Annotated in this window: 26 protein-coding genes; 21 read left to right on the top strand and 5 right to left on the bottom strand. The window is 32.2% G+C overall.

Annotated features, from left to right (window positions below):
* The first annotated feature begins 10 nt into the window (after positions 1 to 10).
* The 19 genes from gyrA to nuoF (XJ44_RS06640) all read left to right on the top strand — a co-directional run bounded on the left by gyrA (position 11) and on the right by nuoF (XJ44_RS06640) (position 17,275).
* Positions 11 to 2,434 carry a DNA gyrase subunit A gene (gene gyrA / locus XJ44_RS06730; protein WP_077198487.1) on the top strand — a complete coding sequence of 808 codons (2,424 nt, stop codon included), beginning with the start codon at positions 11 to 13 and terminating at the stop codon, positions 2,432 to 2,434.
* Complete coding sequence (locus XJ44_RS06725; RefSeq protein ID WP_075666221.1) at positions 2,427 to 2,795, top strand: archease; 369 nt, start codon at positions 2,427 to 2,429, stop codon at positions 2,793 to 2,795. Before gyrA ends, XJ44_RS06725 begins: the two co-directional genes overlap by 8 nt.
* On the top strand, positions 2,792 to 3,391 hold the full coding sequence (lexA, locus tag XJ44_RS06720; protein WP_075666220.1) for a transcriptional repressor LexA: 600 nt from the start codon (positions 2,792 to 2,794) through the stop codon (positions 3,389 to 3,391). Before XJ44_RS06725 ends, lexA begins: the two co-directional genes overlap by 4 nt.
* A 12-nt stretch (positions 3,392 to 3,403) precedes the next feature.
* On the top strand, positions 3,404 to 3,742 hold the full coding sequence (locus tag XJ44_RS06715) for an STAS domain-containing protein (protein WP_077198486.1): 339 nt from the start codon (positions 3,404 to 3,406) through the stop codon (positions 3,740 to 3,742).
* A 12-nt stretch (positions 3,743 to 3,754) separates the two neighbouring features.
* Complete coding sequence (gene rpiB, locus XJ44_RS06710; protein WP_075666218.1) at positions 3,755 to 4,192, top strand: ribose 5-phosphate isomerase B; 438 nt, start codon at positions 3,755 to 3,757, stop codon at positions 4,190 to 4,192.
* 1 nt (position 4,193) lies between these two features.
* Entirely contained in the window at positions 4,194 to 5,150 is a 957-nt protein-coding gene (locus XJ44_RS06705) for a histone deacetylase family protein (protein ID WP_077198485.1), read from the top strand.
* Positions 5,143 to 5,574, top strand: a complete 432-nt coding sequence (locus XJ44_RS06700; RefSeq protein ID WP_077198484.1) for a GatB/YqeY domain-containing protein — start codon at positions 5,143 to 5,145, stop codon at positions 5,572 to 5,574. The genes XJ44_RS06705 and XJ44_RS06700 overlap by 8 nt, the downstream gene beginning before the upstream one ends.
* On the top strand, positions 5,571 to 6,521 hold the full coding sequence (locus XJ44_RS06695; protein ID WP_077198483.1) for an elongator complex protein 3: 951 nt from the start codon (positions 5,571 to 5,573) through the stop codon (positions 6,519 to 6,521). The genes XJ44_RS06700 and XJ44_RS06695 overlap by 4 nt, the downstream gene beginning before the upstream one ends.
* Complete coding sequence (locus XJ44_RS06690) at positions 6,514 to 7,155, top strand: IF-2B domain-containing protein (RefSeq protein WP_077198482.1); 642 nt, start codon at positions 6,514 to 6,516, stop codon at positions 7,153 to 7,155. Before XJ44_RS06695 ends, XJ44_RS06690 begins: the two co-directional genes overlap by 8 nt.
* The gene (locus XJ44_RS06685; protein WP_077198481.1) at positions 7,152 to 7,655 is read left to right on the top strand and encodes a hypothetical protein; all 504 of its coding nucleotides are present in this window, start codon (positions 7,152 to 7,154) and stop codon (positions 7,653 to 7,655) included. Before XJ44_RS06690 ends, XJ44_RS06685 begins: the two co-directional genes overlap by 4 nt.
* 5 nt (positions 7,656 to 7,660) lie before the next feature.
* Positions 7,661 to 9,043, top strand: coding sequence for a glutamate--tRNA ligase (gene gltX / locus XJ44_RS06680; protein ID WP_077198480.1), 1,383 nt, complete (start codon positions 7,661 to 7,663; stop codon positions 9,041 to 9,043).
* Positions 9,033 to 10,637: a penicillin-binding transpeptidase domain-containing protein gene (locus tag XJ44_RS06675; RefSeq protein ID WP_077198479.1), complete on the top strand. Its 1,605-nt coding sequence runs from the start codon at positions 9,033 to 9,035 to the stop codon at positions 10,635 to 10,637. Before gltX ends, XJ44_RS06675 begins: the two co-directional genes overlap by 11 nt.
* Positions 10,630 to 11,397, top strand: coding sequence for an inositol monophosphatase family protein (locus XJ44_RS06670; protein ID WP_077198478.1), 768 nt, complete (start codon positions 10,630 to 10,632; stop codon positions 11,395 to 11,397). Before XJ44_RS06675 ends, XJ44_RS06670 begins: the two co-directional genes overlap by 8 nt.
* Positions 11,394 to 12,299 carry a glutamate formimidoyltransferase gene (ftcD, locus tag XJ44_RS06665; RefSeq protein WP_077198477.1) on the top strand — a complete coding sequence of 302 codons (906 nt, stop codon included), beginning with the start codon at positions 11,394 to 11,396 and terminating at the stop codon, positions 12,297 to 12,299. The genes XJ44_RS06670 and ftcD overlap by 4 nt, the downstream gene beginning before the upstream one ends.
* Positions 12,300 to 12,469: 170 nt before the next feature.
* Positions 12,470 to 12,964, top strand: a complete 495-nt coding sequence (locus tag XJ44_RS06660; RefSeq protein WP_075666208.1) for an NADH-quinone oxidoreductase subunit NuoE family protein — start codon at positions 12,470 to 12,472, stop codon at positions 12,962 to 12,964.
* Positions 12,964 to 13,341: a (2Fe-2S) ferredoxin domain-containing protein gene (locus XJ44_RS06655; RefSeq protein ID WP_075666207.1), complete on the top strand. Its 378-nt coding sequence runs from the start codon at positions 12,964 to 12,966 to the stop codon at positions 13,339 to 13,341. Before XJ44_RS06660 ends, XJ44_RS06655 begins: the two co-directional genes overlap by 1 nt.
* Before the next feature lie 15 nt (positions 13,342 to 13,356).
* A complete protein-coding gene (gene nuoF, locus XJ44_RS06650) occupies positions 13,357 to 15,165 on the top strand; it encodes an NADH-quinone oxidoreductase subunit NuoF (protein WP_075666206.1) in 1,809 nt (602 codons plus the stop codon).
* A gap of 20 nt (positions 15,166 to 15,185) precedes the next feature.
* Positions 15,186 to 15,668: an NADH-quinone oxidoreductase subunit NuoE family protein gene (locus XJ44_RS06645; RefSeq protein ID WP_075666205.1), complete on the top strand. Its 483-nt coding sequence runs from the start codon at positions 15,186 to 15,188 to the stop codon at positions 15,666 to 15,668.
* Complete coding sequence (gene nuoF / locus XJ44_RS06640) at positions 15,665 to 17,275, top strand: NADH-quinone oxidoreductase subunit NuoF (RefSeq protein ID WP_077198476.1); 1,611 nt, start codon at positions 15,665 to 15,667, stop codon at positions 17,273 to 17,275. Before XJ44_RS06645 ends, nuoF (XJ44_RS06640) begins: the two co-directional genes overlap by 4 nt.
* Before the next feature lie 101 nt (positions 17,276 to 17,376).
* On the opposite strand, the gene XJ44_RS06635 is transcribed toward nuoF (XJ44_RS06640), so the two are convergent.
* The 4 genes from XJ44_RS06635 to XJ44_RS06620 all read right to left on the bottom strand — a co-directional run bounded on the left by XJ44_RS06635 (position 17,377) and on the right by XJ44_RS06620 (position 20,139).
* Positions 17,377 to 17,748 carry a S1 RNA-binding domain-containing protein gene (locus XJ44_RS06635; RefSeq protein WP_075666203.1) on the bottom strand — a complete coding sequence of 124 codons (372 nt, stop codon included), beginning with the start codon at positions 17,746 to 17,748 and terminating at the stop codon, positions 17,377 to 17,379.
* Between the two features lie 63 nt (positions 17,749 to 17,811).
* On the bottom strand, positions 17,812 to 18,021 hold the full coding sequence (gene rpmE / locus XJ44_RS06630) for a 50S ribosomal protein L31 (RefSeq protein ID WP_075666202.1): 210 nt from the start codon (positions 18,019 to 18,021) through the stop codon (positions 17,812 to 17,814).
* 73 nt (positions 18,022 to 18,094) lie between these two features.
* Positions 18,095 to 18,649: a TetR/AcrR family transcriptional regulator gene (locus tag XJ44_RS06625; protein ID WP_077198475.1), complete on the bottom strand. Its 555-nt coding sequence runs from the start codon at positions 18,647 to 18,649 to the stop codon at positions 18,095 to 18,097.
* 41 nt (positions 18,650 to 18,690) lie between these two features.
* Positions 18,691 to 20,139: a radical SAM protein gene (locus tag XJ44_RS06620; protein ID WP_075666200.1), complete on the bottom strand. Its 1,449-nt coding sequence runs from the start codon at positions 20,137 to 20,139 to the stop codon at positions 18,691 to 18,693.
* 112 nt (positions 20,140 to 20,251) lie between these two features.
* Between XJ44_RS06620 and XJ44_RS06615 the strand changes: the two genes are divergently transcribed.
* Together XJ44_RS06615 and XJ44_RS06610 are read left to right on the top strand one after the other, a co-directional pair.
* Positions 20,252 to 20,536 carry a type II toxin-antitoxin system Phd/YefM family antitoxin gene (locus tag XJ44_RS06615; RefSeq protein ID WP_075666199.1) on the top strand — a complete coding sequence of 95 codons (285 nt, stop codon included), beginning with the start codon at positions 20,252 to 20,254 and terminating at the stop codon, positions 20,534 to 20,536.
* Between the two features lie 11 nt (positions 20,537 to 20,547).
* Positions 20,548 to 21,651, top strand: a complete 1,104-nt coding sequence (locus XJ44_RS06610) for an ABC transporter ATP-binding protein (RefSeq protein WP_075666198.1) — start codon at positions 20,548 to 20,550, stop codon at positions 21,649 to 21,651.
* 23 nt (positions 21,652 to 21,674) lie between these two features.
* On the opposite strand, the gene rny is transcribed toward XJ44_RS06610, so the two are convergent.
* Complete coding sequence (gene rny, locus XJ44_RS06605) at positions 21,675 to 23,207, bottom strand: ribonuclease Y (RefSeq protein WP_075666197.1); 1,533 nt, start codon at positions 23,205 to 23,207, stop codon at positions 21,675 to 21,677.

Here is a 23,207-nt window from a genome sequence, read left to right as displayed (position 1 = left end):
AGGGAATTTAATGGAAATAAATAGATCCATCGAAGAAGAATTAAAAGAGTCTTATCTTAGTTATTCAATGAGTGTTATCATTGGTAGAGCCATTCCAGATGTTAGGGATGGATTAAAGCCTGTACAGAGAAGAATCTTGTACAGCATGCACGAGCTTGGATTAAGCCACAACAAACCATTCAAAAAATCTGCGCGTATCGTTGGTGAAGTAATAGGTAAATACCACCCACACGGTGATACCGCAATATATGATACGCTAGTTAGATTAGCACAAGAGTGGTCAATGAGATATATTCTTGTGGAAGGACAGGGGAACTTTGGGTCAATTGACAAAGATCCACCAGCAGCTATGAGGTATACGGAAGCAAGACTTGCAAAAATTTCAGAAGAATTACTAGAAGACATAGATAAAGACACAGTAGATATGATGGACAACTTTGATGGTAGCTTGAAAGAACCAGTTGTTTTACCATCAAAATTTCCAAATCTACTCGCCAATGGTTCGACTGGTATTGCAGTTGGAATGACTACAAACATACCTCCTCATAATCTATCAGAGCTTGTGGATGGATTTGTAGCACTTATTAAAAACCCGGAAATTTCTATAGAAGAGTTAATTAATTTTATTCCTGGGCCAGATTTTCCAACAGGTGGAGAGATAATTGGGAAATCAGGAATCCGTGAGATGTATACAACAGGAAGGGGAAGTTTCACAATCAGAGGTATAATACAAGTCGAAGAGGAAAAGAAAAAGAAAAAAATAGTTGTTACTGAAATTCCATTTAACGTAAATAAATCAGACCTAATAAAAAAGATAGTTGAATATGCAGAAAATTCAAATTTGCAAATCAAAGATATTAGAGATGAATCGGATAAAGAAGGGTTAAGAATTGTAATTGAAATACCAAAGAATGTAAATGAAGATATAATTATAAATAATCTTTACAAACACACACAATTACAAAGCACTTTCCATGCACAACTATTGGTAATTGACAAAGAAAAAAAACCCGCCCTAATGAACCTCAAAAAATTAATGTGGGCATTCGTAGAACATCGTTTTGAAGTGGTAAGAAGAAGAGCACAGTTTTTCTATAAACAATACTCTAAAAAAGCACATATATTAGAAGGATTAATCAAAGCTTCACGTTCTATTGATACAATAATCTCTGTAATAAGAAATAGTGAAGATCAAGAAAGTGCTATAAGGGAACTAATTGAAATGTTTGATTTTACAGAAACTCAAGCAAAAGCTATTGTAGATCTTAGATTAGGTAGACTTACAAAACTTGAAATTTCCAAACTAATAAAGGATTACAATGAACTTGTGGAAAAGATGAAGATAGAAAAAGAATTAATCGAAAATGATGAGAAAGTGTATGAAAAAATAATAGAAGAGCTATACTATATAAAAACACAATACGGTGATAAAAGAAAAAGCAAAATTTTGGATCATGAAGAAAGAGAAATCAAATTCGATGAGTTGGAATTAATTCCAGATAAAGAAGTAGTGATTTCATTAACAAAAAAGGGTTACTTGAAAATGATGAACCTCTCCACATTTAGAACTCAAAAAAGAGGTGGGAAAGGAGTAACTGGTTCCTCTCTGATGAATGATGATGTAATAATGGAAGTTATATACACTCATCTTCACGGTAAAACACTGTTTTTCACCTCAAAAGGAAAAGTTTACCTTTTAAATAATTACCAAATTGAGGAAAATTCAAGAACAAGTAGAGGAAAATTAGTTTCTAAATATTTAAACCTTGACAAAGATGAAAAAATCTTAACAATGTTATCAGTAGACGACTTTTCTGGAGAATTGTTCTTCGTAACAAAATACGGAAAAGTAAAAAGAACAGCATTAAAAGAATTTGAAAATATAAACGCAAGAGGACTTAGAGCTATTAATTTCGACGGTGATGATAGCCTGGTATCCGTACAAAAAATTGAAAGTGAAGAACAAACAATACTAATTGCAACCAAAAACGGAATGAGTATAAGATTTTCCATTTCAGAAGTAAGAACAATGGGACGCTCTGCTATGGGAGTAACTGGCATAAAACTTTCTAAGGACGACGAAGTAGTTAGTTCCACTCTTCTATCTGACGAAAAAAACTACATCTTAACAGTTACAAGGTATGGATACGGTAAACTCACTGAAATATCACAATACAGGATCCAAAAAAGGGCAGGTCTGGGAATCAAGAATATATCGGATGTTTCCAAAACAGGAGAAATTGTAAGTGTAAGTTATGTTATGGGACGTGAAGATATAATGATTTTCACAAAACATGGCATGTCAATTAAAATTAACATTAGTAGTCTAAGACCTCTTAGTAGGGTAACAAAAGGTGTAAAATTACTAAACCTTTCAAACGGGGATGAAATAGCAGACGTTGCAATAATTAAGGGAGAAGATGAAAATGTATAAAGAAATAGACCACACAGCAGATGTGGCATACGAAATAAGTGCGCAATCTTTTTTTGAAATACTAAAAGATATAATAAAAATTTTTAAAGAAAATTATGCTCCAAAGATTAATTGCAAAAGTTATAAGCACTACAAATACAAACTAAAAGAAAATGAAGATGCGATATTTGATATAGTTAACGACTGGATTGCCTCTATCGAGTTGGGATATTTTCCAGTTGAAATATACGCAGATTACACTGTAAAATTTTGCCCATTTGATGGTATAACTGGCAATGGATTCAAAGCTTTAACATATCACAACCTAAAAATTGAAAAAATTGAAAATATGTTAAAAATAAAGGTGGTGTTTGACATATGAAAGAACTTACTGAAAAGCAAAAAAAAGTTTTAGATTTTATAACTTCATATATACAACAAAATGGATATTCTCCCTCTATTAGAGATATTGCCAAACACTTTAAACTAACTCCAAGGGGGGCACATATTCACGTAATTGCACTTGAAAAGAAAGGATATATAACAAGAAATCCTAAAAATTCCCGTTCAATCTCTTTGATAAAAAGACCTGAAAGTGTTTCTATTCCAGTAAAAGGAAAAATCTCTGCGGGTTTAGGCATAGAAATGTTTGAAATAATCGATGAAGAAATAGAAATCCCCATTAGGATGATTTCCGGATTTGGCAATTATTTTGCATTAAAAGTTGAAGGAGACAGCATGATCGATGCCCACATAATGGATGGTGATTATGTTATTTTAAAAAAACAATACAGAATTCCAAATGGGCAAATTGCTGCTGTAATTTTTAACGACAAAGTTACTTTAAAAAGGTTTTACCACAAAAAAGAAAAAGTGGAACTTGTCCCAGAAAACAAAAATATGAAACCCATTACTTGTGACACAAGTAATGTAAAAGTAATTGGAAAATTGGTGGGGATAATAAGATTCTACGAATAGGAGGTGAAATAGATGTTTGAACTTGAAACAAAAGATGGTATTTCCATTCTAAAAATTACTGGTGAAATAGATATTTCAAATGCACATAACTTGAAAAAATTTGCAATGGAAAATATTTTAAACAAAGGAAATAAGAATTGTATTTTGGACCTTTCACAAATGAACTATATTGATAGTTCTGGATTAGGGATTTTAGTAAGTTTACACAAATCTTTTAAATTGCAAGGTGGAGAATTAGTATTAGTAAAATTAAGTGATAACGTTAAAAATCTCTTTAGAATGACTAACCTCGACAAAGCATTAAATATTAAAAATTCAGTAAATGAAGCATTAAAATTTTTGAAAAGCTAAGGAGGGAGTATCTTGAAAATAGCGATAGGAAGTGATCATGCAGGATTTGAACTTAAAGAAAAAATCAAAGACTTTTTAAATGAAAAAGACATTGAAGTAATAGATTTGGGAACAAATAGTATACAAAGTGTTGATTATCCAGATTTTGCAAAAGAAGTTGGAAAATGCGTTGTAAAAAAGGAAGCTGATTTTGGTATATTAATTTGCGGAACAGGAATAGGAATGTCAATTGCAGCAAATAAAATAAAAGGTATTAGGGCAGCATTGTGTACCATTCCCGAAATGGGAAAATTAGCAAGACAACATAACAACGCAAATATCCTTGTACTTCCCGGTAGACTTATAGGTTTTGAATTGGCTTCTTGGATAGTTAATGCGTTTTTAAATTCAGACTTTGAAGGTGGGAGGCACGAAAGAAGGATAAATAAGATTTCCCAGCTGGAGGAATAAAATGAAGGCCGTTGCGCAGTTAAACAAAGACTATATACCAACTCTTGAAATTGACAATGGAAAATTAGTAAAAAATCCAGAAGCCCCTTCTCGATTGGAAGGGGTGGAAATTTTTGTCAAAAACAATTTTGAATGCGTAAATCCAAAAGAATATCCTTTGAATTATTTATACAACATACATCCAAAATGGTATGTAAAACATGTGGAAAATTTATCAAAAAATGCAAAAAACGAATATTTGCCAGAAGTTTTTTTAAAGGATCGTATACTAGATTCGGGCACACCTATAACCAAAAAAACCTATAATGCCGCAATTAACGCATACTATACAGTTATGACTGGAGTAAACCTTGATTCAAAATACGTTTACATTTTAACAAGACCACCAGGTCACCATGCCACAAGTAATTTTGCAGGGGGATACTGTTTTTTTAACAACGCCGCAATAGCTGCAAAATACTTACAGAGTACCTTTCAAGAAAGAATTTGTATTTTAGATGTGGATTTCCACCATGGAAATGGAACACAAGAAATTTTTTACGAAGATCCACAAATAACCTACATTTCAATTCATGGAACCCCTGAAAAATTCTTCCCATGGATTTCAGGTTATAGGGATGAAGTAGGAAAAGACAATGGAAAAGGTACAAACTTTAACTTTCCACTAGATGAGGGGATAACCTGGGAGGAATATAAAGTTGTGCTTGAAATAGCACTTGAAATAATAGAAAAAATATCTCCACTAAAACTCATAGTTTCACTTGGTTTTGATACACACTTAAAAGATCCTATGGGATACTTTAATTTAGTAGATGAAGATTACAAAAAAATGGGAAAGCTTTTAAAAAAACTAGATATCCCCATTATTTTTATTCAAGAAGGGGGTTATGATAAATATGCGAACACAAACGCAGCAATAAACTTATTTTCAACATTTAAGGAGGGAGAAAATGCTTAAAGAAAAATTACTAAACGATTTAAAAACTGCAATGAAAGAAAAAGATCAAATAAAATTAAGAGTAATAAGACTCTTAAATTCTGCAATAAAAAATTTTGAAGTAGAAAAAAGAAAAGAGGCAACCGATGAGGAAATTGGAAAGATAGTTCTCAAGGAAATTAAAAAAAGGCAAGAATCAATTGAAGCATACAAAAATGCGGGAAGGGAAGACCTTGCAAAAGAAGAAGAAAAAGAACTTGAAATTCTAAAAATTTACGCGCCAAAAATGCTAAGTGAAGAGGAAATAAAAAATATAGTTCAAGAAATCATAAATAGCATTGAAGAAAAAAACTTTGGAAAAATTATGAAAGAAACAATGGCAAAGCTAAAAGGAAAAGCAGATGGTGCACTAGTTAGTAAGGTGGTTAAGGAATTACTAAGATGATTCTTCCTATTTTTTTACCAAATGCTGGTTGCAAAAAACGTTGTGTTTTTTGCAACCAATATTCTATGACCGGAGAAAAAATGCCATCAAAAAAAGAAATACTTAATACAATTCAAAAGTATTCAAATTTTTCAATTGACGAAGTAGCATTTTACGGTGGAACTTTCACTGGCCTTTCTTTAGAAAAACAATTAGAGTTTTTGGAACTTGTCAAATATTTAAATGTTCCAATTAGAATATCTACACGACCTGATGAAATAACAGAGGAAAATCTTGGAATTTTAAAACGCTACAATGTTAAAACCATAGAAATTGGAATTCAAAGCATGTTCAATGATGTTTTAGATGCTTCAAACAGGGGACATACTGTCAAAGACAACGAAAGATCTATACGCCTTTTAATGGAGAGAAATTTTAAGGTCTCTGCACATTTAATGATCGGACTCCCGAAAGATTCAAAAGAAAAATCTATATTGTCTTTGATGAAATTACTTAAACTGGGAGTAAACATTTTTAGAATACATCCCACTTTAATTTTTAAAAATACCGAATTAGAGAAAATGTACGAAAGAAAATTGTATACTCCATTAACTTTAAAAGAGGCACTGGATATATCTTCTGAAATGTTACTTTTAATTTATTCAAACAATGCAAATGTAATTAGAATGGGATATTTTGTTCCTGAACATTCAAGAAACCAAATTGTAGCAGGACCCTATCACCCGTCATTTGGAGATATGGTAAAAGCAAAGGCAATTTACAAAATAATTACAAGGTTAAATATAAAAAAAGTACATTTTCCCAAAAAATATGAAAGCTGGTTTTTTTCATATGGAAATAAACAATTAAACGTGGAAAAAATTAGAGATAACATATTGTTATTTGATGATATGGACCTTGCAAGAGCTTCTTTTTACGCTTTTAGAAAGGGGCAATTTAATGGATGAACTACTAAAAAATGCCGGATCAGTTGAAATTGGATTCTGGCTTTTAGAAAAGATGGAAGAAGATAAATATATTTTAGACAAAATTTCACATTTAAAAAAAGAAATGGGAGTTATAAAATGGATTAAAAAGATGGTACAAAATGGTTACACAATAAAAGAAATTAAAAAGATTTTAAAAAGTTCCTTTAATAGTACCATATCTTATGCCCAAAAATTTTTAAACTTTGATGCTAGGGTAGTTACGATAAGCAACAGTAAAACATTGGAAGTTTACTTTAAAACCCACCCAAAAAATTTGGAAATAGTAGTTCCCGTATCTAATCCCGGTGGCGAGGGTAAAATACTATATGATAAACTAAAATCAACCTGCAATGTAAAATTAATCAATGATTTTGAAGTAGAAAAATACATTAAAGATGCAGACTATATAGTAACAGGTGCTGACTCGGTATGTGAAAACGGAGTAATAAATAAAATAGGTTCAAAAACATTGGCTATACTATCAAAATACTATGATAAACCATTTTTTGTTATAGCTGATAAAACAAAATTTTTCGATTCAAAAATAGAAAATAAAATTTTTGAATTAATTCCTTTTAAACTAATAACAGCTATAATAAGTGGTGAAATATGATTTTTTTTAATAAAAAGAAGAAGAAGAACATAAATTTTTCCATATGCTATATAAAGAACTTAGAAAGTTTTAAAAAAATACCAAAATCTTTGAAATATTCAGATGAAGTCTTTTTTATTATTTCAAAAGATATTTCTGAAAACATTTTTAAGAAAATAAAAAAGATGATGAAGTTTAAAAATTACTCCATTATATACAACAACTACGTTAAATTGTCAAAGAATATATATCAAATAAAGGAATTAAACGTAAAAAAATTAAGAAATTTGGAAAACAAAAGGAATATTCTCTTTTCCAATAACTATATGCTTGCATGGGAAATTGCACAGATGTTTCCTTTCTATACAATAGCTGTAGAAAATAATTTTTTATATTTTTGTACACCAATTCCGTTAACAAAAGATGCTTCAGGTTTTCTATTAAAAAAAGAATTAGAAAAAGATTTTATTTTCAACGTCAAACTTGATTTTAAAATTCTAAAAGATATTCTGGGAGGATGATCATATTGTTCAGGCTAAGATTTGCACCAAGTCCAACAGGCTATCTACACGTAGGTGGTGCTAGAACTGCACTTTTTAACTGGCTTTTTGCAAGAAAAAACAAAGGAAAATTTATACTCCGTATTGAAGACACAGATACAGAACGTTCCACAAAAGAATATGAAGAAAAAATTTTAAATGCTTTAAAATGGTTGGAAATAGATTGGAACGAAGGACCAGATATTGGGGGAAACTTTGGGCCATATAGACAAAGTGAACGACTAGATATATACAATAACTTTGCTCAAAAGTTAATAGATAAAAAGTTGGCATACTACGCCGTATATTCTGACAATAAAGAAATATTCACATCGTACGAATTTCCAAAAAAATTTAAAGACTATTCTATAGTTGTAAAATTTAAAGCCCCAAAAGAAGGAAAAACAAAATTTCAGGATCTCTTAAAAGGCGAAATGAGTTTTGAAAATAACTTATTTGAAGATTTTATAATAATAAAATCAAATGGATATCCAACTTATAACTTTGCAGTTGTTGTGGATGATCATTTAATGGAAATTTCCCATGTATTTAGAGGAGAAGATCACCTTTCAAATACACCCAGACAAATTATGATCTACAACGCATTTGAATGGACTCCTCCAGTATTTATGCATATCCCACTTATACTTGGAAATGATAAAACTCCATTAAGTAAAAGACACGGTGGCACATCAGTTGATTACTTTAAAGAAATAGGTATTTTAAATAATGCTTTATTAAACTACCTTGCAATATTGGGTTGGAAAACAGAAGAAGAAATATTTGATATAACAGATAAAATAAAAGCTTTTGATCCATTTAATATATCCAATAAATCAGTAGTTTTCAACTATAAAAAATTAGAGTGGATCAACGGTCAACACCTAAGAAGGTTACCAATAGAAAAGGTGATTGAAAAATTTAGGGAATATCTAAGCCTAATAAATGTGAAAATAGATTTAGATAGTATGTATGCAAAAAAAGTTATCTCCATTTGTAGGGAAAAGGTTAATACACTAGAACAATTATTTGACATATCATACCCTTTCTTTGACGATAATTACCCTTATGATGAAAAATATATAGATAAGTTCTTAAAAAAACCAGAAGCAGAAATAATACTTGTACAGGCCATTGAATCCTTTGAAAAATTAGACAATTTTGATATATCATCTATTGAAAACACTTTAAGAGACATATCAAAAAATACAAATTTATCCACAAAAAAGGTCTTTCAAACAATTAGAGGTGCTTTATTGGGGAAACTTGTCACACCGGGTTTATTTGAATCAATTGAAGTTTTAGGAAAAGAAAAAACACTTATTAGGCTTAAAAAAACCCAGTTATTAAGGGGGAAACATGAGGTATAAATCTACTCTAGTAATTTTTTTAATAATGTTTAGCATTTTGGTGTTTTATCTTACAAAAATTCAAATACTTGAATCAAAAAATCACAGAGCATTTTTAAATTCTTTGTTAACACAAACTATTTTAACAAAGGGATTAAGAGGAACTATTTATGATAGAAACGGTATAAAACTTGCTTGGAGCGAAAAAATCCCTTTTTTAATTTATTCTAAAGATATGGAGATGGATAAATTAAAAAATATTTTGACAGAAAAACAATTATCAGAGTTAATTAGTAGCGGGAAAGTAAAACTTGAAAATCATCAAATCTACGGTATTGAAAAACTCGGGTATTATATCCAATACAAAGAAATCAGAAGGTACTTACCAGAAGTATTACATATAATAGGATATTTAAATTCCAATGGAAAGGGAAATTTTGGACTTGAAAAAACGTACAATAACATACTTGATGGAAAATTAGGAAGTGAATTAGTTTTTTCAACTCCAAGCGGAAAAATAAAACAACGAATCATACAAAGAATCCCAGAAAATGGGCAGGACTTACATACTACTATTGATTTTAATCTTCAAAAGTTCATTTATTCTAAATTGAAGGAAATCGACATACCTGCTTCTGTCATTGTAGAAGATACAAAAACAGGCGAAATTTTATCCATGGTTTCATATCCTGGAATTGAAGAAGAATTCTACAGTATTGATACATATACCTGGCGAAAAATAATAAATGATCCAAAAAATCCACTTTTAAATCGCTCTACAATGGGATTATATTCCCCAGGTTCTTCTATAAAACCTCTCATTGCCATTGCGTATCTTTTAAGTGAAAGCACACCGGCTACTGTAAATTGTAAAGGAAGATTCGAGTACAAATCAAGTTCTGGAAAAACCATTGCAATATTTAATGATTGGCTTTTAAGTGGCCATGGTGAAACAGATCTTATTAAAGCTCTTCGTGTTTCTTGCAATGTATACTTTTATAACATTGCATTAAAATTGGGAATTGATAAAATTAAAAATGTAGCTGATATTTTTAAAATAGATAAGAAAACAGGTATTGATATTGAAGAAAAAGAAGGAATTTTTCCCTCTAGAGAATGGAAACAAAAAAAGTTGAAAGAAATATGGTATCCAGGTGATACCATATTAGCAGGAATAGGCCAAGGCTATATATTACTTACTCCATTACAACTATTAAATTTTTACACAACAATAGCCAATAATGGAAAAACACCTATTCCACATATAGCAAAGTCACAAACAACTTATTCGAATATAAATCTTCCAAAAGAAATATGGGCAACAATCAAAGAAGGGCTTTTAGAAGTTACATCACATAGTGGTTCAATCCAAGATAGGGGTACGGCATATAATAGTTTTAAAGATGCAAAATACAAAGTTGCTGGAAAAACGGGAACAGCAGAAGTGGGTAAAAATAAAAAATCTCATTCCTGGTTTGTAGGGTTTGGTCCTTTTAAGTCTCCAAAGTATTCTATTGTAGTGCTTTTTGAAAATGGTGGAAGCGGTGCTGAAATGGCTGCACCCTTTGCAAGAAAGATATTTGATTATCTATTGGGAGATGAGTATAATGAATAGATTAAATTTAGCAGTTGAAATTTCAAAAACAGTTGGCTTTTATCTTATGCAATTTTTCGGAAAAGCAAAAAATATTGAAGAAAAAGAAAATTTCCAGGATCTTGTAACAGAACACGATAAAAAAGCACAAGAAATGATAATACAGGAAATAAAAAAGTATTTTCCAGACGATAATATTTTAGCAGAAGAAAACAACACAAAAGATATGGGGGAAAATCAGTGGGTAATTGATCCAATTGATGGAACTTTAAATTACATCCATGGTCTTCCAAATTTTTGCATATCAATTGCATATTATGAAAATAAGTCACCACTAATTGGTGTAGTATACAATCCATTTACCGAAGAAATGTTCTTAGCAATGAAAAATCAGGGGGCGTATTTAAACCACTCAAAACTTGAAATAAAAGATATAAATGACCTTAAATTTTCCATCGGAAGTGTTGGATTCTCCAGAAAATTTACAGGAAAATTTATTGAAAAAGTTGAAAATAAAGTTCAAAGAATTAGAATTCTCGGAAGTGCCGCTCTTTCTGCATGCTACGTTGCGGCAAACAAATTTGATTTTTTCATTGCAAAACGTGCAAATCCATGGGATATAGCCGCTGCATATTTGATTGTAAAGGAAGCTGGGGGAGAAATTATAAATTTTCAAGGTAATACACCCAAAATTTTTGAAAGAGAAAGTTATATATTTTCAAAGCCATCAATTTTAGAGGATATAAAAAACATCACTAATGAAATAGGAGGGGGAGTATGAAATTAATCGAAAGTGTACCAAACTTTAGTGAGGGAAGGGATATAGAAAAAATCAGAATGATAATCGAAGAAGCGGAAAAATACAAAAAAGTCAAAGTCCTCGATTGGTCCATGGATCATGATCACAATAGGTCCGTTGTTACGCTTGTAGGTGAACCAGATGAAATAGAAAACGCATTATTCGACATGGTAAAAAAAGCTACTGAGCTTATTGATCTTAGAATTCACAAAGGTGAACACCCACGAATGGGTGCAACGGACGTTATCCCTTTTATTCCAGTTATGAATACAAAAATGGAAGAATGTATCGAAATTTCCAAAAAATTAGGAGAAAGAATCGGAAATGAATTAAACATTCCTGTGTATCTTTACGAAAAATCAGCTACTTCACCTGAAAGGGAAAACTTATCAAAAATTAGAAAGGGAGAATTTGAAGGATTTTTTGAAAAAATCAAAGATCAAAATTGGAAGCCAGATTTTGGTCCCGACAAAGTACATCCCACCGCAGGTGTAGTTGCAGTAGGTGCAAGAGAATACCTAATTGCATTCAACGTCAATCTGGGAACAAATGATATAGAAATAGCAAATAAAATAGCAAAAGCAGTTAGACATATAAGTGGTGGTTTTAGATATGTAAAGGCAATGGGCGTTGAATTAAAAGAAAAAGGAATTGTTCAAGTTTCTATGAATTTGACAAATTACAAAAAATCTCCAATTTTTAGAGTGTTTGAGGCAATAAAACGAGAAGCCCAAAGATATGGTGTTCCCGTATTAAATTCAGAAATCATTGGAATGATTCCACTAAGAGCTGCAATTGAAACTATGAACTGGTATTTACAGATTGATGATTTTGATGAAAGTAGAGTAATAGAAAATAAAATATTGAATACATTTTTTGAATAAATTTATATTATTTTGGACAATCCCCTGATATCTCAGGGGATTGTTTATCTGAAGTAATTAATCGTGAATAATTAAAAAAATGTTATCTTAAAAATAACATTTCACAAGTGAATTTTTTTACTTTTAATGTTATAATATACCTGGATGGTAATACTAAATAGGAGGTGGCCATGTTGGCAGTTTGTGAAAAACATGTCGAGCTTTACAAGGAGCTCGATGCGTATATTGAAGAATTAAAAGGAAAAAAAGGTATTTTAATTAATGTCCTTCACAAAGCCCAGGAACTATTTGGTTGGCTTCCAGAAGAAGTTCAAAACCACGTTGCTGAAAAGCTTAAGATTCCTACATCGGTTGTCTATGGTGTGGTAACATTCTACAATTTCTTTTCTACGAAGCCCAAAGGAAAGAATCAAATTAAGATATGTTTGGGTACTGCATGTTATGTTAAAGGTGCAGATAAAGTTATGGAAAGGTTTCTTAGTGAACTTGGAGTAAATGAAGGCGAAGTAACTAAAGATGGTAACTTTTCAGTTCACGGTGTAAGGTGCTTAGGAGCATGTAGTATGGCACCTGTTGTCCTTATAGGTGAAAAAGAATTTTTTGGTAAAGTCACACCCGATATGGTTCCAAGTATTATTAAAAAGTTCCAAGGGGAGGGGAAATAATGGGTAAAATAAAAAGCTTAGAAGAACTTATGAAAATAAAAGAAGATACATTAAAAAAAGTTAAAATGAGGGAAGAAGGAAAAAGGGGAAAAATAACAGTTGCAATGGGAACATGTGGAATAGCTGCAGGCGCAAAAGATACTTTAAATGCAATAGTGGAAACGTTAAATGAATTAAACATTGACGATATATCAGTTGTCCAATCTGGTTGCATGGGATTATGCGAAGTTGAACCAACTATAAAAGTGGAAATAAACGGGGAAGTCCCCATTACTTATGGACACGTAAATCCCGAAAATGCAAGAAGAATTATAAAGTCCCATATAGTTGCTGGTGAGCTTGTAGGTGATTTGATAGTAAAAAAAGGAGAAGAATAAGGAGGTAGAAAAATAATGCCTTTAGAAACAAATACAATTCTTATTTGTGCTGGTGGAGCCTGTATTTCCGCAGGTGAAGAAAGTGTAAAAGATGTATTAGAAAGAAAAATTAAAGAATACAATTTACAAGATAATATAAAAATCGTTGAAACTGGTTGTATGGGTGCTTGTAGTTTAGGGCCAATAATGGTAATACATCCAGAAGGGGTTTACTATCAAAAATTAACGCCAGAAGCTGCAGAAAAAATTGTTGAAGAACATCTTCTAAAAGGTAGAATTGTAGAGGAATACCTTTATCAAGGTGATAAAGGAAAAATAGTCCCACAACCACAAAAAGAAATTCCTTTCTTCTCAAGGCAAGTAAAAATAGCAACTAGAAATGTGGGAATTATTGATCCGTTAAATATTGATGAATATATAGCAAGAGATGGTTATTTTGCATTACACAAAGCACTAAAAGAAATGAAACCGGAGGAAGTTATACAAGTTGTTAAAGATAGTGGGCTTCGTGGAAGAGGTGGTGCAGGTTTTCCAACTGGCTTAAAATGGGAGTTCGCAAGGAAATCTCCTGGTGACGAAAAGTATATGATATGTAACGCTGACGAAGGGGACCCAGGCGCCTTTATGGATAGATCAATTCTCGAAGGAGATCCACACACCATAATTGAAGCTATGACCATAGCAGGATATGCAATCGGAGCAACAAAAGGTTTTGTCTATTTAAGAGCTGAATATCCAATTGCAATTGAAAGATTAACGGTGGCCTTAAATCAAGCAAGGGAATATGGTTTCTTGGGAGAAAATATTCTAGGAACAGATTTTTCGTTCGACATAGAAATAAGGATTGGGGCAGGGGCATTTGTGTGTGGTGAGGAAACCGCTTTAATGCACTCAATTGAAGGAAAAAGAGGACAACCAAGGGTAAAACCTCCATTCCCAGCACAAAAAGGATTGTGGGGAAAACCAAGTAATATAAATAACGTTGAAACATTAGCATGTGTTCCACCGATTATATACCACGGCGCAAATTGGTTTAGACAGTGGGGAACAGAAAAATCACCTGGAACAAAAGTTTTTGCGCTGGCTGGTAAAGTTAAAAATACAGGTTTGGTTGAAGTACCTATGGGAATTACATTAAGAGAACTTATATACGAAATTGGCGGAGGATCTCCAACTGGTAAAAAGATTAAAGCAGTTCAAACTGGGGGACCAAGCGGTGGTGTCATACCAGAAGAGTATTTCGATACACCAGTTGATTACGAATCACTACAAAAACTGGGAGCAATAGTTGGTTCTGGTGGTTTAATAGTTTTAGATGAGGACGATTGTATGGTCGATGTTGCAAAGTTTTTCTTAGAATTTACTGTAGATGAATCATGTGGAAAATGTACACCTTGTAGAGAAGGAACAAAAAAGATGTATGAAATTTTGGATAAAATAACAAAAGGCGAAGGAACAGAAGAAGATATAGAAATCTTGGAAAATCTAGGTAACGTTATTAAAGACTCTTCGCTTTGTGGTCTTGGACAAACTGCGCCAAATCCCGTACTATCTACTTTAAGATACTACAAAGATGAGTATCTTGCACATGTGAGAGAGAAAAAATGTCCTGCTAGCAAATGTAAAGCACTTATTAGTTACGTTATAGATCCAGAAAAATGTGTAGGTTGTACCGCTTGTGCTAGGGTATGTCCTTCAAGTTGTATTTCTGGCGAAGTAAGGAAAGTCCATGAAATAGACCAATCAGCTTGTGTAAAATGTGGAAGTTGTATAGAAGTCTGTAGATTTGGCGCAATAAGCAAAGTAACACCTGCAATTGAATAAAGAAAAAAGGGGGTCGCGCTATGCTCACTGAAATCAAAAAAATTATTTCACATGCAAAATCAGAAAGATTGGAAGAAAGAGATATTTTAATTTATACACTTCACAAGATTCAAGAAACAATAGAAGGTAACTACATACCAGAGGAAGCAGTAAAACTAGTAAGTGAAGAATTAAATATTCCCTTATCCAAAGTATATGAAGTTCTCACCTTCTATTCGATGTTTTCCATCAAAAAAAGAGGTAAGTATTTAATCAGAGTATGTACTAGTTTACCATGTCATGTTGCAAATGGAAGGGAAATAATCAAAACACTAAAAGAAGAATTAAAAATAGATTTTAATCAAACAACAGATGATGGGTTATTTACACTTGAAGAAACAAGCTGTTTAGGCCTTTGTGGTGTTTCTCCTGTCATAATGATAAATAACGAATACTATGGTGATCTCACCCCAAAAAAAGTAAGAGAAATAATAAATAAATTAAAAAGGGGTGAGAATATATGAAACCTATCACTATATTAATTTCTGTTGATAGTAACAGTATATTATTGGGTGCAAAAGAGTTCTTAAAACTTTTAAAATCATTAGTAAAAGATTATAACTTTGACAATATTGTAGATATTCTTGAAACTGGTACACTTGGCAATTACAATGGTGTAACTATTGCAGTTATGCCAGATAATGTATTTTATTCTGCAAAAACAAAAGAAGATGTTGTAAAAATTTTTGAGGAGCACATTTTAAAAGGGAGAAAAGTCCTGGATCTTGAAATTAATCACAAAAATTTAATTACAAAAAAGGAATCATTAACAAAAGAAATAAGAATCGTAACAAGAAACATTGGAAAAATAGACCCTAAAAATATAGAAGAATATATAGCAAACAACGGATACTTTGCACTTGCAAAAGCTTTAGAAATGAAGCCAGAAAATATAATAGAGGAAATAAAAAAAAGTGGTCTTCGTGGTCGAGGCGGTGCAGGTTTTCCAACAGGTTTGAAATGGGAATTTACATTTAAAACAAATTCTGATCAAAAATATATAGTTTGTAACGCCGATGAGGGTGAGCCTGGAACGTACAAAGATAGGTTAATAATGGAAGGTGATCCACATAGTATAATTGAAGCAATGGTAATAGCAGGATATACCGTTGGGGCAACCAAAGGCTACATTTACATAAGAGGTGAATATTACGGTTCAGTTGAAAATATTAAAAAGGCTATCCATGATGCATATGAATATGGTTTTTTGGGCAAAAATATACTAAATAGTGGCTTTAACTTTGATCTATCAATAAGACTAGGTGCAGGTGCGTATATTTGTGGAGAAGAAACTGCTTTATTAGAATCTATTGAAGGACATGCTGGAAGACCTAGATTGAAACCTCCATATCCACCGCAAAGTGGTTTGTTTGGTAAACCAACAGTAATAAATAATGTTGAAACACTGGCAAATATACCACAAATAATATTAAACGGTGCAGATTGGTTCAGACAATTTGGTACTGAAAATTCACCAGGAACAAAAGTTTTCTGTTTTGCTGGGAACTTAAACAACAGAGGTATCGTTGAACTCCCCATGGGCATAACAGTCAAAGAACTGTTGGTATACGCAGGCGGTGTATCAGGTGAAAATCTTAAAATGGTTCAAACTGGTGGTATTGCAGGTACATTTATTGATGAAAGCAAATTTGATACACCATTAGACTATGATTCATTTGCAAAATATGGAGTAAGTTTAGGTTCTGGTGTAATCTTAGGTGTAAATGATACCCACTGTGTTATTGATATTGCAAAAAATGTAATGGAATTCTTTAGACATGAATCTTGTGGAAAATGTACACCTTGTAGAGAAGGAACAAAAATGGCAGTAAAAATTTTGGAAAAAATGGGACAATTTCAAGCAACTAAAACAGATCTTGATAACTTGATTGAAATTGCAAATACGGCAAGAGAAACAGCACTTTGTGGTCTTGGTCAAAGTTTCCCAGTACCTTTACTCTCATTGATTAATAATTTTAAAGATGAATTTTTAGACCATATTGAAAACAAACACTGTATAGCAAATATATGTAAAAGAGTCCCTAAAAAGAAAAAATCAAAAGTAAAATAATAAAAAATATGGCTCCAGATAATTGGAGCCATATTTCTACTATTAACTATTTAACACAAACCCATGAAAACAAACAAAAGGGCGCTTTCCCGCCCTTCTACTTATCTTCTATTCTTTTTTCCTCTTTTTTTGTCTAATCTCTTCCTATATTCTGAATGCTTTCTGTCACTATCTTTCATAAATTTAGCTAACTTCCTTTCAAAATCGCTATTTGACTTTTTCCCTTTTTCCTCATCATTTGAATTTGAAGAAGATTCTTTAAGTGTTAACTCCCATTTACCATCTCTTGTTTTTCCCAAAATCTTTCCTTCTACTTCTTGACCAACTTTCAAATAATCGTTCACAGACCTCACATACGTTGGCGCAATCTTTGAGATATGAATAAATGCCTTCTCACCATCTTCTAGTTCGACATTTGCTCCAAATTTTAGTATCTCTACTACTTTACCTTTTACTACTTGCCCAACTTCCATATACACAAAACCTCCCTATGGTTTAAAAAAATAATTTGGGAGCAATGCTCCCGGCAATTGCAATTATTTTAAATTATATTTTTTCTTAAACTTTTCAATTCTTCCTTCCGTGTCAACTATCATACCAGCAGCACCAGCACCCTTGTAAAATGGATGGCAACTAGAGCACACATCGATCCTTATATTTTCCTTTGCGCTATAAAACTTATGTTCAGCACCACACGCACATTTTACCGTAATCAATTTCATTTCCGGGTGAATTCCTTTTTTCAATTTTCTCACCTCTCCTAGATTTTCCTAATTTAATATCATCAATATTATACCATATAAATATTTAAAGTAAAGTCTAAGTGTTATCTTTAAGTAAAATTTTTATTAACATATTTTCAACTGCTTTTAATAAACTCTTTCTTGGAACAGAGTCAACACTTGCAATCATCTCAGTAGCTGCCTTGGGATCAACATCTTCTTTTATTACATTCTTATTTTTACCTTCAATAATTAACATCTCTATCTTCTTCAAAAATCCCTCGTACCTATCCTTTGCATTCACCCAATTATCTTGATCAAGTACCTTTGCTTTTTCCTTTCTCAACAATTCTGATATTTCTTTTTTACTAGTCAAAAAATCAATGTACCTTCTTAAAAAATTTTTTATTTTTGAAATATAAGTCGGTTCATCTTTGCTAACACCAAAAATCTCATTTTCCAATTCTTCAATGGAATTAACCCAAACTTCTTCAAAAAGCGCCTCCTTGCTGGGAAAGTAATAATAAATAAGAGATTTTCGCACCCCAGCAATTTGTGCTATTTCATCTATACTTACCGCATCATATCCTTTTTTGGAAAACGCTTCCTTTGCAGCTTTTAATATCAATTGTTTTGTATTTCTTTTAGACACATACTCACCTCATAATGTAAGGGGAGTACCCCCTTACAAAATTAAATCTCTAATTTTTTATCTACTTTCAAAGCTTCTTCTCTATTTGCATACCTTTTCATTCTCGTTTCATAATTGTAAATTCCTCTATTAACAGGATATCTCTCAACATAACCTTGTTCATACCAAAGTTTATCTGCATACTCTTTCCATTCTTCAGCTAATTTATCAATTTCTGGAGCAAGTTCTGTTACAACTCTTTCGGAACCCTCATGTTGTGGTATAGCATCAAAATGTTTAACCATTGCTCTAAATACTTTTGGATTATCAATAATTGGGCATGGTCTAAACAAATTATTTGAAAATGGAATCATTCTCTTGTACGCCTCAAAGAACGGAGATTTAAATATTTCAAGCAATGATTTTTCTCTGATACTATCCTTTGCAAATTGTTGGAAAACACATGGTTCAACATATCCTTTTGCATTTACATGGAAATATTTTGAACCAGAAGAGAGACAACCATGTGTTAAAAATCCGTGATTCCAGAAATCCGCAACAAATGCAAATCTTCCACTAAGTCTCATTTCATCTGTTTTGAAGAATCTTTCGTATCTTTGCTTTGGAGTTGGCACAAGATCCATAGTTGGATTCATCCCAACTGGCATAAATTGGAATACCCAAACATATTTAACCTCATTTTCTTCCAAGAAATCCCAAAATTCATCTTTCATAATTGTATCATGATTAACTTTTGTAGCAGTCACACTTGCTCCAAATGGAACGCCATATCTTCTCAATCTTTCCCAAGTATTTTGAATTGATTTGAATACCCCTTTTCCTCTTCTCCAATCAGTTTGTTCTTCAAATCCTTCAACAGAAATTGCAATAGTTGCATTACCAAGTTCTGCTAATCTCTTTGCTTTTTCTTCAGTAATTAATATACCATTTGAGTAAATCATGAAATAATGTTGATCAAATTCTTCCAAAATATCAAATAAATGTGGCCAATAGAAAGGCTCTCCACCTGTAATTATCCAAAAGTAAATCCCAAGTTCTTCTCCTTGTCTTAACACGCTCCTTACTTCATCTTTTGAAAGTTCGTATTTTCTTCCGTAAAGTCCTGCATAACAACCAATACATTGTAGATTACATGCATAAGTAGGGCTTATGACCCCTAATTTTGGTAAAACAACTTTTTCTTTCTCCATTATTTTTTGTCTCAAGGGCTCTCCTATTGCAAATTCATTTATAATAAGATTGTTAATAATCTTTTCGGTACACTTTGGACTTGACTTTTGGAAAATTTCAATCCACTTCTTTATCATAGGATGATCTTCTTGAGCCATTAATCCCAATTTTTTAAGCCCACTTTTTGCCGGTTCTTTACTTAATGCACCAACGGTGAATAACAATTTCGAAAAGGCTTTTGTATCTGCTTTTCTTACAAACGAATTAATCATCTTACCAGCTTGCCTATAAATCATACCCTTAATTCCACCTACAGCCATATTTCCACCTCCATTTTTTTATTGACCGTTCAGTCAAATTTTACACCTATAATATTTCTTAAAAGTTTCGAAAATGTTACGTTTGAGTTCTACATCAAAATTTTGCAAAAAAATGACTATAATTATAGTCAGGGGTGTTATTTTGTTAAAAGACAAAAATTTGTATTATAATCTTGCAGAAGCAAAGGCAAAATTTTCAAAGGTTGTAGAAGAATCCACGAATAATAATGTAATAATAACAAAAAACGGAAAACCAGTCTCAGTAATCATAAACTATGAAAAATTTGAAAAATTATTGACTTTTTTAGAAAACATTTGGGAACTTTATTTATTAGAAGTTGGTGATCCTTCATTACATACCAAATTAAAACCTGAAGATATATTTGATGATAAATAGGAGGTGCCCGTATGGCTAAAGTTGAATTAGAACACGTATGGAAGATTTACGATGGTAAGGTCGAAGCAGTTAAAGATGCAACCTTTACAATCGAAGATAAAGAATTTGTTGTACTTCTTGGTCCATCTGGATGTGGAAAAACAACTACATTGAGAATGATAGCAGGTCTTGAGGAAATCACAAAAGGTACATTAAAAATCGCTGGAAAAGTTATGAACGATGTTGAACCAAAAGATAGAGACATTGCAATGGTTTTCCAAAATTACGCTTTGTATCCACACATGACAGTCTATGATAACATGGCGTTTGGTCTAAAACTTCGAAAGGTCCCAAAAGATGAAATTGAAAGAAGAGTTAGAGAAGCTGCCAAAATTTTAAGTATTGAAGAGTACCTTGATAGAAAGCCAAGACAACTTTCAGGTGGTCAAAGGCAAAGAGTAGCAGTTGGCAGGGCAATTGTTAGAAATCCAAAAGTATTCCTCTTTGATGAACCTCTATCAAACTTAGATGCAAAATTAAGAGTCCAAATGAGATCTGAATTAAAGAAATTACATCACAGATTAGAAGCCACAATAGTTTACGTAACCCACGATCAAATAGAAGCTATGACAATGGCGGACAAAATTATTGTTATGAAAGATGGAGTAATTCAACAAATTGGAACACCACATGAAATATACAATAAACCGGCAAACACATTTGTTGCAGGCTTTATTGGAAGTCCTGCGATGAATTTTATTGACGCAAAAATTATAAAGGAAAATGGTCTTTGGATTAAATCAAGTGGTTTAAAATTAAAAATTCCAGAACAAATTGCGGAAAAATTGGAAAAATATATTGACAGCGATGTTATCTTTGGTATAAGGCCTGAAAATATTTATGACAAAATGTTCGCCATGGCTCCAAAAGAAGGAGAAAACACGGCAAGAACGAAAGTAGATGTTGTTGAACCACTTGGAAGTGAAACAATACTACATCTTGTATCTGGAAATGACAAGTTTATAGCAGTTGTTGATCCCAAAACTGAGGCAAAAGAAGAACAAGAGATCGACGTAGTATTTGATATGAATACCATGCACATATTCGATAAAGAAACAGGCAAAGCTATTATATAATAAAAGGCTCCACAAGGAGCCTTTTATTTTGCATAAGCTACACTTCTTTTCTCTCTAATAACTACCACTTTTAAAACACCGGGATATTGTAATTCCTCTTCAATTTTTATTGCAATATCATGGGATAGTTTATCTGCTAATGCATCATCAATTTTATCCGGTTGAACAATAACTCTGACTTCTCTTCCTGCTTGAATTGCATACGCATTCTCCACATATTTAAAACTCTTTGCTATTTCTTCAAGTTTGATGAGTCTTTTAATGTAATTTTCCACATCTTCTCTTCTTGCACCCGGACGTGCTGCTGATAGGGCATCTGCAGCAGCAACTATAACCGCTTCTGGTGTCATTGGTTCTTCTTCTCCATGATGTGCCATTACCATGTTTATTATTTCTCGGCTTTCACCATATCTTTTTAGAATTTCTGCACCAATTACTGTATGTGAACCCTCAACTTCGTGATCAAGAGCTTTTCCAATATCGTGTAATAGTCCTCCACGTTTTGCTTTTTCAACATTTACACCTAATTCAGATGCTATTAATCCCGCAATTAATGCCACTTCTATAGAATGATTCAAAACATTTTGACCGTAACTTGTTCTAAATTTCAATCTTCCAAGTAACTTAATAACTTCTGGATGTAAACCTCCAACACCTGTAACGAATGTTGCCTCTTGTCCTGCCTCTCTTATTACCTTCTCAACCTCAGATTTTGATTTTTCATACATTTCTTCTATTCTCGTTGGATGTATTCTACCATCAGCTACTAATTTTTCTATAGTTCTCCTTGCAATTTCCCTCCTTAAAGGATTAAAACAACTTACGGTAACCATCTCAGGGGTATCATCTATTATCAAGTCAACTCCAGTTACTTTTTCAAATGCCCTTATATTCCTACCTTCTCTACCAATTAACCTTCCCTTCATATCATCGTTTGGCAACATTATGGTACTTACCGTCACTTCACCTGCATATTCTGGCGCATACCTTTGAATAGCATCTGCTATTACCTTTTTAGCATACTTTTCAGAATCTTCTTCGTACCTTGATTTTATTTGAGAATAAACTTTTGCTATTTCATATTCATATTTTTCACGCGCCTCTTCCAAAACCATTTCTTTAGCTTGCTCAGGGGTTATACCAGCAAGTCTTTCAAATCTTTCAGTTAATTCTTTTTCTTTTTCAATTAGATCTTTTTGTTTTGCATCTAATTCCTTTCTCATCTCTTCAATATAACTTTCCTTTTTATCAAGGAGTTCTTCCCTTTTTGACAACATTTCTTCTCGTTTCATCAATCTATCTTCTAAATATCTAATTTCCTCTTCTCTTTCTTTCTTTTCTTTTTCCCACTCTTCCCTCATCCTGTGGAGTTCTTCTCTTGACTCAATAACGGCTTTCTTTTTGATTTCACTTGCTTCTTTTTCCGCATTTTTTATTATATGCTCTGCATCTTGCTTTGTAATCAAAAGTTGCTTTTCTATTTTTTTCTTTGCGATAACATATCCCGAAAATGCACCAATTAATAATCCTATTCCCGTTAGTATATATGTCAACAT

This window comes from Thermosipho affectus (genome assembly GCF_001990485.1).
Taxonomy (GTDB): domain Bacteria; phylum Thermotogota; class Thermotogae; order Thermotogales; family Fervidobacteriaceae; genus Thermosipho; species Thermosipho affectus.
This window is presented reverse-complemented; position numbering and strand designations above follow the sequence as displayed.